Origin of the sequence: Streptomyces sp. NBC_01788, assembly GCF_035917575.1 — a bacterium.
Classification (GTDB): domain Bacteria; phylum Actinomycetota; class Actinomycetes; order Streptomycetales; family Streptomycetaceae; genus Streptomyces.
The window spans coordinates 3,059,312-3,075,795 of sequence record NZ_CP109090.1 but is presented as its reverse complement, the minus strand read 5'-3'; the positions used below and the strand labels follow the sequence as shown (position 1 = coordinate 3,075,795).

At 67.4% G+C, this 16,484-nt stretch carries 7 protein-coding genes; 3 read left to right on the top strand and 4 right to left on the bottom strand.

Annotation, left to right across the window (positions count from 1 at the left end; genetic code table 11):
- Nucleotides 1–6 precede the first annotated feature (6 nt).
- From OIE49_RS14050 to OIE49_RS14035, 4 genes are read right to left on the bottom strand one after another with little or no spacing between them, the layout of a single operon-like run.
- On the bottom strand, nucleotides 7–1,875 hold the full coding sequence (locus OIE49_RS14050) for a DUF1998 domain-containing protein (RefSeq protein WP_326802617.1): 1,869 nt from the start codon (nucleotides 1,873–1,875) through the stop codon (nucleotides 7–9).
- Nucleotides 1,872–5,120 carry a helicase-related protein gene (locus OIE49_RS14045; protein WP_326802616.1) on the bottom strand — a complete coding sequence of 1,083 codons (3,249 nt, stop codon included), beginning with the start codon at nucleotides 5,118–5,120 and terminating at the stop codon, nucleotides 1,872–1,874. Before OIE49_RS14045 ends, OIE49_RS14050 begins: the two co-directional genes overlap by 4 nt.
- Nucleotides 5,117–7,033 carry a UvrD-helicase domain-containing protein gene (locus OIE49_RS14040; RefSeq protein WP_326802615.1) on the bottom strand — a complete coding sequence of 639 codons (1,917 nt, stop codon included), beginning with the start codon at nucleotides 7,031–7,033 and terminating at the stop codon, nucleotides 5,117–5,119. The genes OIE49_RS14045 and OIE49_RS14040 overlap by 4 nt, the downstream gene beginning before the upstream one ends.
- Entirely contained in the window at nucleotides 7,030–11,763 is a 4,734-nt protein-coding gene (locus tag OIE49_RS14035; RefSeq protein ID WP_326806225.1) for a DEAD/DEAH box helicase, read from the bottom strand. The genes OIE49_RS14040 and OIE49_RS14035 overlap by 4 nt, the downstream gene beginning before the upstream one ends.
- Before the next feature lie 709 nt (nucleotides 11,764–12,472).
- Here OIE49_RS14035 and OIE49_RS14030 point away from each other — a divergent pair.
- The 3 genes from OIE49_RS14030 to OIE49_RS14020 are packed head-to-tail and all read left to right on the top strand — an operon-like array spanning nucleotide 12,473 to nucleotide 16,469.
- Complete coding sequence (locus OIE49_RS14030) at nucleotides 12,473–14,602, top strand: helix-turn-helix transcriptional regulator (protein WP_326802614.1); 2,130 nt, start codon at nucleotides 12,473–12,475, stop codon at nucleotides 14,600–14,602.
- Complete coding sequence (locus tag OIE49_RS14025; protein ID WP_326802613.1) at nucleotides 14,599–15,591, top strand: hypothetical protein; 993 nt, start codon at nucleotides 14,599–14,601, stop codon at nucleotides 15,589–15,591. The genes OIE49_RS14030 and OIE49_RS14025 overlap by 4 nt, the downstream gene beginning before the upstream one ends.
- Complete coding sequence (locus tag OIE49_RS14020) at nucleotides 15,588–16,469, top strand: DUF6339 family protein (protein WP_326802612.1); 882 nt, start codon at nucleotides 15,588–15,590, stop codon at nucleotides 16,467–16,469. Before OIE49_RS14025 ends, OIE49_RS14020 begins: the two co-directional genes overlap by 4 nt.
- Nucleotides 16,470–16,484: the final 15 nt, after the last annotated feature.

Here is a 16,484-nt window from a genome sequence, read left to right as displayed (position 1 = left end):
CTCGCCTCAGACCGTCAGTACCTGCCGGAAGAATCCCACCGAGGGGTCCTCCGGAGTTCCCACCAACAGGGCGCGGTCGAGCAGGATGTTGTTGTACTCGCAACTCGTCTCGGGAAGCATCGCGCAGGCATGGCACGCGGCCCGGTTCGCGCCCCCGATGCCGGACGCCCCTGCCTCGACGCACAGGGGGTCGGCCGAGCACCAGGTGGCACGTCTCAGCGCCGAGTGCAGCGCCTCGGCAAGGCGGTCGGGCTCGCCCTGGGCCACCACGCCACCGAGGCTGCCGGCAGAGTCGCTGGTCGCCGTGTAGATGAGGAAGCCGGCCATGGTGTCGTCCGTATACAGGCGCTCGCGCAGTGCCGCTGCGGGATAACCGGCGTCCAAGCTCCACTCGTTGATCAGCACATGCGCCAGAGTGTGCAGTAGCACCAGACGGGGCGTGGCGGGTGAGACAGGCGCCTCGGCCGGATCCGCGGCCCGTTCCTGCAGCATGCGGTCGTGGTTGGTGCGCAGTTGCTCGACGCGTGCAGCCACCGCGTGGGACTCGGCCCATTCGTCCAGCCGGCTCTCGTCCAGGCGTACGAAGACGCCCTCACCGCTCACTTCCATCGCCGGGAGCCAGTCGGTGGGAGTGAGGGACAGGGCCGCCTCATGGCTCTCGGAACTCGACTCCGCGTCCGCGATGCGTGTGAACGCCTTGAGCGCCCGCACCTCGCGCAGGCGCTTCACCAACATTGGCCTGGCTGCACCGAACGGCTCGAGAACCTCCGGGTTCGATACCGGCGGCTCACAGATGAACTGCTCCTCGCGACCTTTGTCCCGCAGCGCGTTGCCGGAGCAGAGCCGCTCGTACTCCTGGCGGCGCAGGGCCTGGTAGGGGCTCACCGCACCGGCGTCCGCGTCGCTCTCCCGATCCGGGTCCTCCTCCTGCTCGGCCGCCAGCAACTCCACTACGGCGTCGGCCGTGACCGAGTCGTCGCCCCGGAACGCTCCCTTGAGGTAGATCTCGATCTCCATGCGGGACGAGAACGAGCGCAGGGTCTCCCAATGCTCGGAGAGCTTTGCGGCGAGACCGTCGCTCCACGGCGGGATGGAGAGGGCGGACTTCAGTACCGGCTGCCAGACCGAGGACGAACCACGTTGGAGTGTGCGCGGCGCCTGACGGCAGAACTCGGCGGGTGCGCCCTTGAGCCAGGGGCGTCTGCCCTCGCACCTCACCCCGAGATCGGTCAGGGCGGAGCGACGGAAGGAGCCCTCCATGGACACTTCCGACACACCGCACGTGCACGAGATGATCACGGAACGCAGCGAGGCGCTCCGACCGGAGAAGCGCATGCTCATCTCCCCGCCGCAGCGACCGGTCGCGCCGTCCTCGCGGTTCTTGCGGTGCAGCCACTTCCAGTAGGGGAAGTCGTCGAGGTGTCCGTCCTCGCAGGCCACGACAAAACGGGATGGCACCAGGGGCTCGTCGTCGCAGTCCGTGCAGACGTTCTTGTTCGTCGGGGGATTGAAGTCCCGGATGTGTTGCAAGCACTGGCAGCTCGGGCACGAGTGCCAGAGCGGGAAGCGCCGGACGCGTACTCCGTCCTTGCTCGTGTCCTCGGAGGCCGGGGGCAGCCGGAAGTGCTTCACTCCCAGGACCCGGGCGAGACGGTGCTCATGGATGATCGGCGCTTCGTCGAGGGCCCAGCTCCGGTGGGCGTCGTCGATGCCGGAGACGATGAACGACTCGTTGTCGACGGCAATCAGCGATCCGACTCCATACGTGGTGATCATCTGGGAGCGGCGGACCGACCCGCGACGAGGGAGGGCGAGGCGGGGCGCGGCCGAGTCACCGTCGGTACGACGGCTGCGCCGCGCGGCGGGCGGGGTCATCGGGAAGCCTCCAGAAAAAGACCGGACTCGGCATCGACATCGCGCAGGCTCCACAGGGTGCGCCAGCCGGCGGTGTCCTCGGACTCGTCGTCGAACGGTTTGAGTAGGGCGGGAGCGGGACTGCGGCGATCGGGCACGTACAGCAGCCCCCCGTGTCCGCTCGCCATCTCCTGCCACCAGTCGACGAATTCGTCGAAGGCGTCGGAGGTGTCCTGCAGTTCCTCATGAGCGACCTGGAAAACGCGGCTCGTCAGCAACGGCTTGATCTCCGAGTACAAGCGGTCCACGTACGCGTCGATCCGACCGGCGGCATCGTTCGCCCGGGCCTCGGGGACAAGGATGCGAGTCAGCGCCACGATCACTGCGTGCAGACCGCGGTCGCGCGAACGGGCGGAGAACGGCGTCACGGACGTCGACTCCACCTCGCGGTAGAGCGCGGAATGGAAATGCAGGAAGTTTTCGTAGTGCGAACGGTCCCGGGGCCGGGTCGAGTTCAGCATCACGGCGACCAGGCCCGGGTGGGCGCGGCCCACGCGGCTGGTGGCCTGGATGTACTCGGCCGTGGTCTGGGGTTGGCCCATTACCGCCATCAGGCCGAGACGATCCACGTCGACGCCGACGGCGATCATGTTGGTGGCCAGGAGGACGTCGCGGACGTCGGCATCCGGGTAGCGCTTCTCGATCTCCTTGAGCCGGGCCGGAATCAGGCTCGCGTCGACCCGGCTCGTCAGTTCCGAGTAGCGGTTCGAGGGGCGCACTTCGGTGCCGTCGCGATCGGCGAGGAGCCGCAGGTAGTCCTCGACGTCGTCATTCACCTGGAGCTCGGCGGCCGACAGCAGGCGAAGACTGTTGAAGTAGCCGACCAGCGTCCAGTACGCGTCCCGGACCTCGACGCTCGTCGTCGCGCACATGGCCTGGTGAAGCAGGGCCGAGTACGTGCGGATGAGGAGGGTCGACTGGCTGGTGCCAGGGGCGAGCAGCCCTACGTAGCGTCGACTGGCCTTGGTGTCACGACCGGTCTCCACGGCGAACCAGGAGTCCCGCGCGTCCAGACCGGCCGGCGGGAACTGGCGTACGTCCCGGTCGAAGAGGTTCCGTCCCTGGTCGGCCGCGCGACGGATGGTCGCCGTGGAGGCGATCACCTTCGGCTGGTCGGCGAGGGCGTCGACGGCCGTCTCGTACAAGCCGGTCAGGGTGCCGAGCGGGCCGGAGATCAGGTGGAGTTCGTCCTGGACGATCAGCTCTGGACGCGGGGTTGCGTCGCCGGGACGGTCCAGGTTGAACAGTGCCGCCGTCTGCTCGCGCCACGGCATGGAGGCGAACTTGTCGACAGTGGCGATGACAAGGGTGGGGCGAGCCTTGTAGACCGTCTGGTCCACGAGGTTCACCGGCAGGCCGGAGGCGAAGTCACAGCCGGGGCCGGGGCAGCGCACGTCCATGCGGACGTCGTCCTCGTCCACGGAGTAGTTGTGGGCGTCCAGTGCCGTGCCGCACCAGGGGCAGGCGTGCAGCTGAACCGGGTTCTCCTTCTGCAGGCTCTGCCCTCCGCGCAGTTTGAGCAGCTTCTCGTCGGCCGTCTTCAGATCGTTCGGCGTGGCCGACTTGCCGACCCACATGCCGATCGAGATGCCCTCCTCGCCCAGACGGTTCGGGTCGGCCCTGCGCATCAGCTCCATCGCGCAGATGAGGATCGTGGCGCGTTCGAACTGCTGGAGGGTGAGCAGCCGCAGCGTGTACCGCATGAGCACGGTGACGCCACCGCCGTCCGCCCCGAGGCGCAGCCGGCGCAGAAACGTGGTGAAGGCGATCAGCCCGAGGTAGGCCTCGGTCTTGCCACCGCCTGTGGGGAACCAGAGCAGATCCGAGATCTTGCGATCGGGGTGGTTCGGGTCGTCGACGCCGCGCAGGCACAGGAGCATGAAAGCGATCTGGAACGGTCGCCAGCGCTGGACCGACAGGTCGGGCGTACCCGTACGGCCGGCCTTCACCCAGACGCTGCGCGCACGCTGCTCCGCCATCGCCCGGTTGGCCAGCCGGAAGGCCTCCATGACCTCCGGCTTGTCCGACAGGATCCGGATGCCCTCCCGCATGCGCCCGAGGGCTTCGCGGCAGGCGTCGAGTCGTTCGTGCGCGGGCTCCTCGTAGAAGGTGCCGGCAAGCGAGGCGGCCTCCGAGGCCTTGGCCTCGATCCACTGCTCGTACCCTCGGGCCAGCCCGCGCAACGCATCGAGCACCTCGGTGTCGGGGCGCTCGGCGAGGCCGAGCATGCCGAGGGCGGAGTCGTCGATCTCCGGGTTGGAGTCGGTCAGCAGCACTTCGTGCGAGGGCAGGAACTCGGAGCGGATCTCGTCGATCGCAGCACGCTCTATGTCGGTCAGACCGACCGGCGGGGGCGTCCAGTCCCAGTCGGCGGAGCAGCCGTGTCCCACGGCGAAGGTGGGGGCATGGCGGTACAGCAGGCGACTCGTGGCCAACTCCGAGTCGACGGCGGACAGAGCGGCTGGGCGGTCCACGAACGCGGACGCGCCGTTGGCCGCCCTGATCCTCAGGCTCGGCTGGAACAGGGCGAACGCGTCCTGGAGCTCCCGTTCGCCCACGACCTGCTTATTGATCAGGGTGACCGTGACGGTGACCGTGCCGGAGGACGTGCCGGCCGGTCGTACGAGGACGTGCAACTCCACACCATCGGCGAGAACGGGAGTCGGCTCGAGCGGCCCGGGCCGTGTGACGTCGACCGTTGTGTCCGGTAGCTCCAGTTCCCGTCGTCGCCAGTGCTCGCGCTGGTCACTCGTGGTCCTGGCTTCCGCTCGCCGGGCCGAGACCGGCCGACCCTCGGCGTCCACGGGGTCGTACACGGCGGCACGCGCGGAGATCACGATCTCGGAACTGACTTGGGGTGCCACGGCGAAGGTGAGGCCCATGGTCGAGGGCCGTCGATCACCGGAGACCGGTGGTTCGACGGAGTCACCCGTCTCGTCGCGGCTGTCGTTGCCGGGCAGCGGTGCCTCGTCCAGCCCTTCATTCTCTTCGGCGTCCTCCATCTGCCGACGTCGGCCCTCGCGGTCGGCGGCCCTCGGGTACAGCACACCGATCGGGTAGCGGGTGATCGGGGCGTCCTGGGTGAGGACATCGACCGGGTCGTCCCCCGCCTCGACGTCCGGTCCGAGGAGCTCGCGGCGCAGCCGGGCCACCAGCTCCTCACGGACCCGATAGTGCTCGGCGTGCGGGTTCTTCCCGTGCGTCATCCTTGTTCCTCCCCGACGGCGCGTTCTCCGCGTCGATACCTTCCGATTCCGGTGATGCGAGGGGCGATCCATACCCCGTGGCCGCCGAGGCCGGTGTTGGCCCCGGCCGCTGTGCTGCCCGCGACCGTCTCCAGAGTGTCCACGCGCAGGCCGACGATCTCGGCGGGCCAGGTGACCTCCCAGGAGCGCGAGATCATCTCCACGGCATGCAGGTCACGACGGAAGCGCTCGGAGGCCTCGCCGATGACTCGATCGCGATGGACCAGGTCGTACGGCGGGCTCTGGCCTGGTTCCACGGGGAGCGGATGACGCATCCGTAGCGTCACCGCATCCCCGGGACGAGCGTGCTCCAACAGGTAGGTCTGCGTCTCGACCGCAGACATGTCCGCGTCGTGCGAGTTGGGAGGCTCCTCACGGTGGATGTCTCCGGGCCGGGCCTGGATGCCGTAACGCTCGTACTTCTTCCAACCGCCCAGGTACCAGCGGCCGGTGGCGCGGTGGCGCCGTATACGGGAGGTGTCCGGGCCTGCCGCGTGATACAGGTCCTCGCGGGCCCGCGTCATGGCCACGTAGAGAGCCCGCGCCTCGGCCGGCACGTCGAGATCTTGGTGCGTCTTCTGCAGCTCGGCGATGGAAGGGGGCGACAGCAGCAGTACGCGGTCGTACTCCAGGCCCTTGGCCCGGTGAACCGTGGAGACGATCAACCGAGCCGATTCCGGGTCCCCCAGCTCGTCGGGGAAACGACCTTCTGCCACCAGACGCCGTACGGCGGCAACATCGACGAGGCCGCGGCCCGTGCGTCGGGTCGGAGCACGCAACGACCGCCAGCATCGCTGCGGCTCGACGCCCGGAGGCAACGGGATCTCTGCGAGCAGCTCCAGGAAACGATCCTCGGTGAGAGTCAATGACTCGCTCCGGCGCAGCAGCTCGGCCACCCAGTACGGCACGACCCGGTCCTGCAGCGAACGCTTCAGCGCGTGTTCCACCCCGTGCTCGTGCAAGAGTTCCGAGACGGCGAGCGCCTGACGGTTGTCACGGGTGAGGATCGCGCAGGTGCCGGGGAACGCCTTCAACGCGTCCAGCGCGAACCCGTCGGTCAGGTCTCCGAGGTCAGGCAGATCGAGCAGCCGGTCGCGCAGCTCGGCGTGGAGCGTCGCGGCCGCGGTCTCCAGGCCGTTCGGGGAGATGGTCAGGTTCTGCAGTCGGGGGCCGAGGGCGAGGGCGGTACGGGCGTCAGCGCTCTTCGCACGGAAGTTCGCGGTCAGACTGAGTTCGACGAGGTCGTCGTAGGACTCTCGCAGCCACGCGAAGAACCGATCCGTCTCCCCGGCTCGCTCCGTCGGGTCCTCGATCTGGAAGCCGTAGATGCCCTGGGCGGAGTCGCCGACCACGGTGAACCCGCAGGAACGCTGGAAGCGGTCGAGCAAGGCCTCCACCAGGTCTCGACGGTCGCCCACCAGATCCTGTGCCTCGTCGATCACCACATGCGAGGGAGCACCGAGCTCGGTGGCTTCCACCGCGCCCTTCTCGATCGCATCCGCGGCTGCGCGGATGCGATCGTCGAAGCTGCGCGCCGCCCATTCCTCGTCCGGGTAGGCCTGCACGAGCAACTGGTACGCCCACGAGTCGAAGGTCTGGACCCGCACCCTGCGGGCCCGATCGCCGTGTCGGGCGATCCGGTCCCGCAGTTCACGGACAGCGGCGCGGGAGAAACTCAGGACGAGGATCTCACCCGCCTCCAGCGCCTCCTCCGGATCCTCGTGCCCCACCAGGGCGTCGAGGCGGCGCACGACTGTGTGGGTCTTGCCGGAACCCGCCCCTGCCATGACCAGGAGGCGGGTGTCCCAGGGGAGGTCGACGACGGCCTGCTGCTCGTCGGTGAGCGGAGGGCTGTCACCGTGAGGATCGGTCACTTGCTGCTCCACAGGTGCTCGAACTGGGTGAAGGCGAGGGCGGTGTCGAAGTTCTGGATGTTGTCGCGGACGTTGAGGATCAGGCAGGTCTCCTTGCCGCCGTTGAGGGGACCACGCAGACCGCGCCCGATCATCTGCTGGTACACGTTGGGGCTGTACACCGGGCGAGCGACGACAACAGCTCGGGTGGCGGGGGCGTCGAAGCCCTGGGTGAGGACGCCGTAGTTGGTGAGAACACGGGTCCGGCCCGCTCGGAAGTCGTCGATGCGTCGGCGACGTTCACTGGCCGACGTGGTGGAGTCGACGGCGGTGGCGGTGATGTCCAGGTCTCGCAGCTTCGCCGCCAAGTACTTGGCGTGGTCGACCGAGGTCGCGAAGACCAGCACCGGCCAGTCCTTCGGCATGGCCGAGATCTCGGACACGATACGGGTGCTGCGGTCGTGGTCGTCGGCCAGCCGCTGCTCGGCCGCCCTGGACAGAATGCTCAACTGTTCGGCACGCTCCTTCTCCTCACGGGTCAGGGTGATCGTGCCGCCTCGCAGCAGGCGGTGCTCGACCTGTGCCAGCATGCCGAGTTCCTGCAGCTCGGCGTACGCGTCGCCGCCTGCGAAGACCCCGTCGTCAAGACGCCGGCCACCGAAGCGATTGATCAGACGGCGCGTCTCGTCCTGGTTGGTGTTGCGGAACGGCGTCGCGGTGAGCCCCAGGAGATGACGGTCGGTGCGCGACGTCGTCAGTCCCAGGTGTGCCAGGATCTCGGTATAGCGAGGGGTGATGGCGGTGTGTGCCTCGTCGACGATGACGAGGGCGGGGTCACGCAGCCAGGCGTAGGCATCCGCGGCGAGACAATTCGGCTGCTGAAGCTTGGCGTCCGTGGCGACGACCAACTGCGGTCGGTCGGTGACGGGACCCGCCTCGTTCGTCGACCACAGTCGATTGATCGCCAGCGGCGTCTCGGCGCCGACTTTCTCCCAGACGAACTTCCAGCTCTGGACGGCCTGTTCGCACAACTCCTCGGTCTGAGCGATCCACAGGATCGGCCCGTCGAGGCGACCGGCCTGCTTGACCCAGCGGATCACTGCCTCGGCAGTCACACGCGTCTTGCCCGCACCGGTCGGCAGGGACAGCATGCCGCGCTGCGGGACGATCCGGTCCAACATGGTGAAGACGTTGGCGGCCAGCCGCTCTTGGTAGTCGTGCAGCCGCGGAAAGTGCCGCGGTCCGTCCACGTCGATCCGCGACTCCAACGACGGCGCCCGGAATCCGGCGAAGGCGTCCGGGAAACGGAGATCCGTCACGAACGCCACCGCGGTGGAGGCGCCCGTGAACGACGCCGGGGCATGGCTCGGGTAGAGGTTCTGCAGGTCACGGGCGTGCACCTGCAGGACGCTGTCTCCGTGCGCGTTGAATCCCATCTGTGCGATGCGATGGCCGGTGGGCTCGACTCCGTCGTTCTCCGCGCGCTCGCCGTCCATCAGGCCGGCAGGCAGACGATCCCGCAGGGTCTCGGCACCCAGCAGCAGGAGGAGCTTGGTCACCACGTCGTCGGCCTCACGAACGGCCTTCAGCGCGTTCTTGACCTTCTGGTCCTCCTCCTGACGCTGCTGCGCCTCCAGAACCCGCCTGCATCCGGACTCTCCCATGCGCCAACGGAGCTCACGGTCCACGGCCATCAGGGCTTCGAGCGTGGTGGCCGGTTCGAGCACGAGGATCGTGGACCCCTGCAGGCTGCTGTTCAGCGTCCTGGGACGCATGCCGTTGGGGGTTCGCGTCACTTCTTCGAGTACCTTGCACCGCAGCAGCGCGTACTGGTCCACCTGCGAACCGCGCATCTGTCGGAGCGTGGGGTACGCCTCCTTGAGCGGGACCGGTTCGCCGGCGGGTTCATGCCGGGTCTCGCGGCTGATCACATCGGCGTACGGCAGCATCCCCCACTGCTTGACGAGCAGCGCGGCGTCCTCGGCCGACGCGGCCAGCAGCGCGGGCAGTCCTTCAGAGCGCAGGGCCCGATACTCCTCCTGCGATGAAGCGACAGCGATCTCGCCGTCGGGGCGTGTGCCCCACTCGTCGCCGATGCGGCACCGCGTGAGCGAGTCGGGAAAGGACACCTCCAAGCGCGTCAGAAGAACGTACGTATTGCCGACGAAGGCGTCGTCCTCGCTGTGCTGGAGCTTTTCCAGGAGCTGGTCCCAGAAGGAGTCGGGCACGTCTTCGACGCTGGTGGCCAGACGAAGCTTCCGGGCCTTCTCGGCGCTGATCTGCGCGACCGGCAGCACGTCGCTGTAGGCGGCGAGCTGTGGGCCGACGGCCTCGGCGATGGGGCGGATTCCTTGCGATGTCGGGACCCGGCCGTGCCGCTTCAGCATCCAGCGCATCGGCGAGGCCACGGCCCGACGGGTACCGACCTGTGCACCGACCTGCAGCGTCCAGTTGTCGACGAGGGCCTCCTCGGGCAACGCCTTGAGGAAGTTGGCCCGGGCCTCCTTCGACAGTTCGGGCAGCAGGTGCAACGGCCCGCCGACTGCGGCACCCTCCAACTTGATCCGGGCAAGCGTTGGGCGGGACGCCTGGTTGGGCAGGGTCGCGCAGTACCCCTTGTGCATGCCCTCGCGATACTGCTCGAACCACGGCTCCTGCTCGGGGCGGTGCCCCCCTGTGGGCCGATCGCGCAGACCCACTTCGCGGAAGAAGGCCATGTCGTCGGAGTGGAATCGGTCGTCGACCGTGACGGAAGGGTCCGTTTCCGACGACACGACCGGGCCGGGCAGCAAGCAGTCACGCATCGGTCGGAAGCGCCCGTCCGAGGTGCGCACGTACAGCGTCCGCAGCGGCTCGGGCACACGCCGGACCACCTCGTGCGACAGGTGGCTGCTGCCAGCGTGGTGGAACAGCTCCCAGAACCGCGTCCACTCCTGTGGGCCGTACGAGGTGAAGCCCTGCTCCAGCACGCTGACGAAGCGGCCCCGGACATCGGCGTCACGGATGCCGAGCACGGCAAGTGAGCTCGCAAGCGACGGGTCGTCGGACAGAGCGGTGTCGATGTACACGAGGGACTCGCGCAGCCCGTCCTGGTCGGTACGGCGGAACACCTTGCCGACGACCGGGGCAACCATGCCGTGTTCCTCGGTCAGCACGATCCGCGCGGTGCGGGCCTCGTCCGCGTACGGCGAGGACGACTGAACCATGTCGGCGACGATGCGGACGGCGGTGGCGGACGCCCCGGCGGTGCCGTCGGTGACCAGGGCCTCCAACCACTCCCTTACCGAGGCACGCTGGCGCTTGGCGGCCTTCAGGATGTGCTCCACCTTGCCGGCGCGGAGATCCGTGGCCTCCACGGACGGGTGCAGCCAGTTCGTGGGCCGTCCGGGGTACGAATTCCACAGGGTCAGCCAGCGGACCAGCGACTTGTTGTCCTTGCCGAGCGACGGGTGGATGTTCAGGTCGCGAGGTACGCACAGCCGGCCGTCCTGGTCCGGCAGCGACGGACGATGGGCGGTGGCCTCCCAGATCCGTTCGGTGAGATAGCGATCGGCCCAACTGACGGTCTCGGACTCGCGGGCACGACCGGGAAGAAGCGGAAGGTACGCGGCCGGATCCTCGGCGGGCGCCAGGCCGGGCAGGGACTCGACCACCAGTCGGGCTGCCACTCGGATCATCTCCTGGTTGAACGGAGAGGAGTCCAGCAGGTTCTGTCGATCCTCGTTGGTCTTCCAGGCTCCGTTGAGGATCCCGCTCAGCGTCATCTCGTACTTGGTCGGGAAGAACGACCAGAACCGGCCCCGCCCCTTGGGCGATGACATGATTCCGGCGGTCTCCTCCTCGTACTCGCGCACGGCCCACGAGATGTCGAGAGAGACACGGTCATGCAGCTCCCCCGCGCTGGAACGAGCGGCTCCGGTCGGCTCATGGGTGAGAGTGAATACCCGCCACCGGCTGGCCGAAGGAGGCCGGCCAGGGCGCTCCTCACGTACGGTGTGCAGCCCCTGATCCCGTTCGACGGTGAGGGTCCGCCGCACGACAGGACGCGGGCGACGGTCCTCCAGGATCACCTTGGCGACGTGCGGAGAGAACAGCTGGAATCCGACAGGGAACTCCTCCCGGCTGCCGGCCGACTTCCCACCGTGCATGTCCTGGTCGAGCCGATCGGCGGCGCCGTCGAGCAGCGGGAGGCGGACGACGGTGGTCGCCCAGCCGAGGAGTTCGTCGAGTACAGGGTCGGCGGCACGTTCGACGGCTTCGTCCAGGGGACGGGCCATGCGCAACACGGGCGCCTCGAACTCCTCGCCGAGCCTGGCCTTGACCTCGGGTACGGAACGGATCTTCTCGTAGGCCCACTCACGATCGAAGCCGAAGGATCCGGTGCGACTGAAGAATTGTGGGGTGTCCGTCACGACGAGCACGGACTTCACGCCGACCCCGAAACGTCCGATCTGGCCGCCGCGTTTCCGCGACATGCTCATCCGGAGAATCGTCTCGGCCCCTTCAGGTGTGACGGCGGTTCCCTCGTTCGCGCAGTAGAGATGGGTGTTCGTGAGGACGACGTGGACAGAACCGCCGGGCGCGGCGGCGATTTCGTCCGCAGCGTTCTGGACCAGTTCGAAGAGCTGTCGATCACCGTAACCGCCTTGGGTGATCCGTCTTTCTCCGTTCGCATGCTCCGGAATGAGGCCGGGATCGACCGCGTACGTCTTGAGGACGCGGGAGGACTGATCGACCACGGTCTTGAGCATGGGGGTCAGTTCGGGAGACACAGAACTCCGATCCTGGGGTGATGACCTGGTGGGAAGGCGTGTGGGGATCGCCGGAGCCCCGGAGGCGACGTCATGTCAGGCGTGATGAAACGTGCAGGTGATCAAACGGACGCAGCTGCTGTGAGGACGGTTCCGGAATCGCGTGACTTACTCTTCAGGAAACTTCATGTGGCATCGATCCGGGCATGACAATAGCTTCGACGGCCTGCGTCTTCTGCTGGAGAGCTACGTGGAGTGCTGCTTCAATTCGGGCCATGCCTACCCGGTCAGTGGGGCAGCGAGAAATGCGCCTGAAGGGGTCGGGTAACAGAATACGGAATGCGGAAAAAAATGGCCGCACGCCGTTGTGTATGTGTGCCATCGGGCGACTCGACGAGAAGAAGACGGCACGCTTCTACCAGGGCGTCGGAGAATGGTTTCTTCCGAGGCGGGTGGGGCCGCTGCGTCGACTGTACTTGGCCATGTCCCGTTTCTGCAAGGCGACTTGGGGGCGACCGTGCGCCCAGGTCCAGGGGGGTCGCTTCGATGCATGAAATGGGACAATGTGCGGGAATCGTGTCGCGAGGCGATGTCTTCGCGGTCGAGGCTCATGTCAAAGGTCGTTTGACATGAGGTGTGTTGTCAAAGGCGTAGGTATCGTGGGCTTGCCGTCCGACGCAAGTGGAGCAAGACCTGAGAGCAGGTGACCATGGAAGCAGCCGAGGACTTCGGTCCATGGTTGGCGAGGCAGTTGAAGCTCGCCGACATGACGCAAACCGAGCTGGCCCAGGCCGTGGAGGTGACGCGTGCTGCGGTCTCGGCGTGGATCACCGGGCGGGCCGCCCCTCGGCCCGAGACGATCGAACGTATCGCCATGGCCTTGAACACCGATCTGGCCACGGTGCACACCCGCACCACCGACACCCAGGCCGGCCTCCCCGTCGGTTGGTACCACCGTCCCGGACACGCCGACGGTGGCCGGGAGTTGGGCAATGCTGCGGCCTTCGCCTTCGACGCAGACGTCGAGGTGCTGGCTCGCGAGACCTGTCAGAACAGTCTCGACGAACGCCTGGCCGCCAACGGTCAACCTGTGCGCGTGCGCTACACCTTGCATGAGCTCACCGGTGAGATGCTTGCGAGATTCCGAGAGGCCATCCAGTGGGACGACCTCTTCCCGCACTACGAGGCTGCTGCTGCCCAGGAGCAGAAGGTCGGCAGGGTCATCGACGCGGGGCTGCGAGACATGTATGAGCACGACCGGCTTGTGCTGTTGCGGGTGGACGACTACAACGCCGCAGGTCTGACGGGCGACGACTACGAGGACGGCCGCTTCGCGGCGGTGGTGAGACGCCAGCTGGACAGTCACAAGTCCGGTAGCTCGGCGGGTGGTTCGTATGGCCTCGGCAAGGCCACGCTGTGGGCCACCAGTCGACTCGGCCTCGTACTCATGAACTCCACGCTGTCTGAACCGCACGAGGGGCGCACCGAGCGCCGCCTCATAGGGCGCCTCGACCTGCCATGGCGTCAGGTGCACGGCAAATCATGGGCAGGGCCGGCGTGGCTCGGGCGGCCTGACCCGAACTCGCCGGGAGCTTCCGTGGTGCGTTCCTGGTGGGCGGACGAGAAGACCGTGGAATCCCTTCACCTCAAGCGTAAGAGCGGCGAGCCCGGGACGTCGTTCCTGATCGTCGGAGCCCACGACGTGGCGAGCCTCGCGGACGCCAGTGCCGCACCCGGTGGCGACGAGGGCGAGGACGACGACAGCATCCAGCGGATGCACCACAGGCTCGTGCGAGCACTGGGCAAGAATTTCTGGGCCGCGATGACAGGTGGCGGCGGCCAACTGCCGCTCCTGGAGGTCTCGGTGCGCACCATGCGAAACGGTGAAGAGGTCCTCCAGGAGAAGCGCGTGGACCCCACAGTGACCCAACCTTCGCGTACGCGTGCTCTGAAGGCGTTTCTCGACGGTACGACCGTGGAGCAGCTCACGGAATCCGGACAGGTTGTCGCGACCACCGTACCCCTCGGCCTGCCCGCTCGCGACGGTGACCGAGCCTCTCTGGGCGAGCATCGCGCGGTGCTTCTGGTGACGGATGCCGAGGATGCCGACGGCAAGCCAAATCGCGTCACGGCGATGCGTGGGAACCGTATGACAGTGCGGGACGCCGCTGTCCCCGGCTTGCCGTTGTCCGTCAACCCATTCCAGGCTGTTCTGCTCACCGGTACGGCAGCGGGACCTGAGGCCCCCTTCGCCGCCGAGGCGGAGGCATTTCTGCGCGCAGCCGAACCCCCGGAGCACAACAAGTGGGGGCAGACTGAAGAGCTGACGCTGTCCTATTCGCGCTCGGCGTACCGGCGGATTGCCTCCCTCACCCGCGAAACCAACGCGGCGATCAAGGTGCTGGTGGCCCGTCCCAAGAGGAGGTCCAAGGCGGGGGGAGGGCGTCTTGCCCAGAAGCTGGCCGTCGGCGCGGGGACGAAGAAGCGTCGGCTGTCGGCGGCGACGCTGCCGGTATTGGAGGAGTTGGACGCTCAGGTTCTCGACGGCGGGGCCTGGCAGGTGATCGGTGAGATCAGGATTCCTACCGGCGGCGACACCTGGCAGCTCGTTCCGGTGGCCAAGTTCGACGTGCGCTCCGGTCCGCGTCCCACCATCGCGTGGGCCGAGCTTGTTGGTGTGGACAACTGCCAGGTGGTGGACGGCGCTCTGCGCTTTTCCGACAGAGCGCGCTCCGCGACATTCCGCGGCGTGACCGATCCCACGACACATGCTGTGAGAACGAGTCTGAGCGGTCTCGTCGTCGAACTGCGCGCTGGTGAAGGGGAGGCCCGGTCATGAAAGTGTTTGCCTACCCGCGCCTCCGCGGCACTGTCTCCCTGCGGGTGGACGCGGTGAGGGTCAAGGCGCCCGAGCAGCCCCGTGAGCAGCTCGACTCTCGTGCGCGCTCCGTGGTCGAGCGTGCTGTAGCACTTGGCTTGGCGGAGACAGAGGGCTGGGAGACCGCCACGCTGACCGTCTCGGCGACGATTCCTTCGAAGGCCACAGAGCCGGACGGCCCGTGGTCCGATGTCGTGGTGGTGGCGGTGCTGACGGACAAGGCAACCAACACCCGTGTCACATCGAGGCTCGTCCCCGAAGCGGAAGGTGGTCGTGAATGGCGCGGTGAACTGCAGGTGCTGCGCGCCGACCTCTTCGACCGCGCCACACTGACCGTCCAGGTGGTCGCCACGGTCGACGGGGTGCCCGGACGGATCATCGCGGAAGCAGCTGACGACTGGATCGTCGATGTAAGGGGCGACACTCCGACACGGGAGCAGAGCTTCGACATCAAGGAAGTCGGGTTTGCCAAGGGTCCACAATGGCTGCGGAGCTTTACCGAGGCTCCGTGGATCGTGAACGCGTCGGGGGCGCTGCCCACCGTGCACATCAACACCGACTTCGAGGGCATGACGGACGTCCTCGGTGCCGAGGGACGTGGGCCCGAGGGGCTGGTCAACGAACTGTTGGTGTCCCAGATGGCCGCCGACGTTTGGATCGCCGTGTTCCACTCGGCCATCGGCGACCTGGAGATCGAGGACGACGGCACGCCGCTGTTCCCGCACGGATGGCAGGGTGAAGTGCTCAGGGAGATGCTTCCCGACGTTGTGCCCGACCGGACTCTTGAGGACGCCTTGCGTGAGGTGCACCGCCGGCGTGTGGGCGCGACTGGCTGGACCGAACTGCAGCCGCGTATCCAGTACGCGGCGATGCGAAGGGCCGAGGTGCCCAGAGCGCTCTCGGAGACCGTACGAGGCCTGGACAAGCTCAAGCGTGAGGACGAGGCATGACGGAGAGGCCTGATCACCTGCCCGAGTACTTGGCTCGGCTCGCGGACGAGAACGCGGCGCGATTCGTCTCGGACGGATTGCTGTCGGGGAAGGACAACGTCCCCGTGATTGCCCTCAACCAGGCCGCCGAGCCGATGCCGGAGAGTCCTCGGCGGAGGCTGCGTGCGATACGGGACCTGATCGATGACGCGATGTACACGTACCGGGACGAGAGACCGACGCAGGCCGATGCCTGGCTCGCTCCGCGCCTGCACGCGATTCTTCGTCTGACGCGTGCGGAGGCCGCGGACCCTGCGTTGTGGAACTACTTGGCCCTCGGCGTCGCTCCCGACTTCGTGGTCTGGCGGCATCTGTCCGAATCGAAGAAGACCGTCAACGCGAAGTACTTCAAGGGTCCGTACCACAAGCAGGCTTTCGCCCGCCTCTGGTGGTCGGCCGAGTTGTTCCGAAACGGGCCCGACTACGAACCGGTCGTCATCGCCTGCGGTAACCAGGACATGCTGAACACGGCATTGAGGTTGGACGTCATTGACCACCGGCCCACGGCACAGGCGGTGGTCCGCCTGTTGGAGCGGGAGGTCGTGCGGACGGGCCGTGAGGCGAACGCCCTGGCCAAGGCCGTCAACACAGCAGCCGCAACCCTGATGTACGACGTGATGGCGCTGGACGTGGAGCGGGACAGCGGGGCTGTGCAGAGATGGATCGACGAGGGGGAAGAGGGGCTTTCCGTGCACCACCGCCCTCTTCCCATCGGACCTGCCGAGGAGCGCGCCCCTGAAGATTCGGTGGAGCACCTGACGGATCACTTCGCGGAGTTGTTCGCGGACGCGCCCGTGCGCGGGAAGGAAGAGGGTGAGGAGGGAGCAGAGGAGGACTGATCCGGGCCCCGATTG

What these genes read in the sequence shown, in the direction of transcription:
- OIE49_RS14050 (WP_326802617.1), bottom strand. Translation starts at nt 1,875, where the DNA reads ATGACCCCGCCCGCCGCGCGGCGCAGCCGTCGTACCGACGGTGACTCG.
- OIE49_RS14045 (WP_326802616.1), bottom strand. Translation starts at nt 5,120, where the DNA reads ATGACGCACGGGAAGAACCCGCACGCCGAGCACTATCGGGTCCGTGAG.
- OIE49_RS14035 (WP_326806225.1), bottom strand. Translation starts at nt 11,763, where the DNA reads ATGCTCAAGACCGTGGTCGATCAGTCCTCCCGCGTCCTCAAGACGTAC.
- OIE49_RS14030 (WP_326802614.1), top strand. Translation starts at nt 12,473, where the DNA reads ATGGAAGCAGCCGAGGACTTCGGTCCATGGTTGGCGAGGCAGTTGAAG.
- OIE49_RS14025 (WP_326802613.1), top strand. Translation starts at nt 14,599, where the DNA reads ATGAAAGTGTTTGCCTACCCGCGCCTCCGCGGCACTGTCTCCCTGCGG.
- OIE49_RS14020 (WP_326802612.1), top strand. Translation starts at nt 15,588, where the DNA reads ATGACGGAGAGGCCTGATCACCTGCCCGAGTACTTGGCTCGGCTCGCG.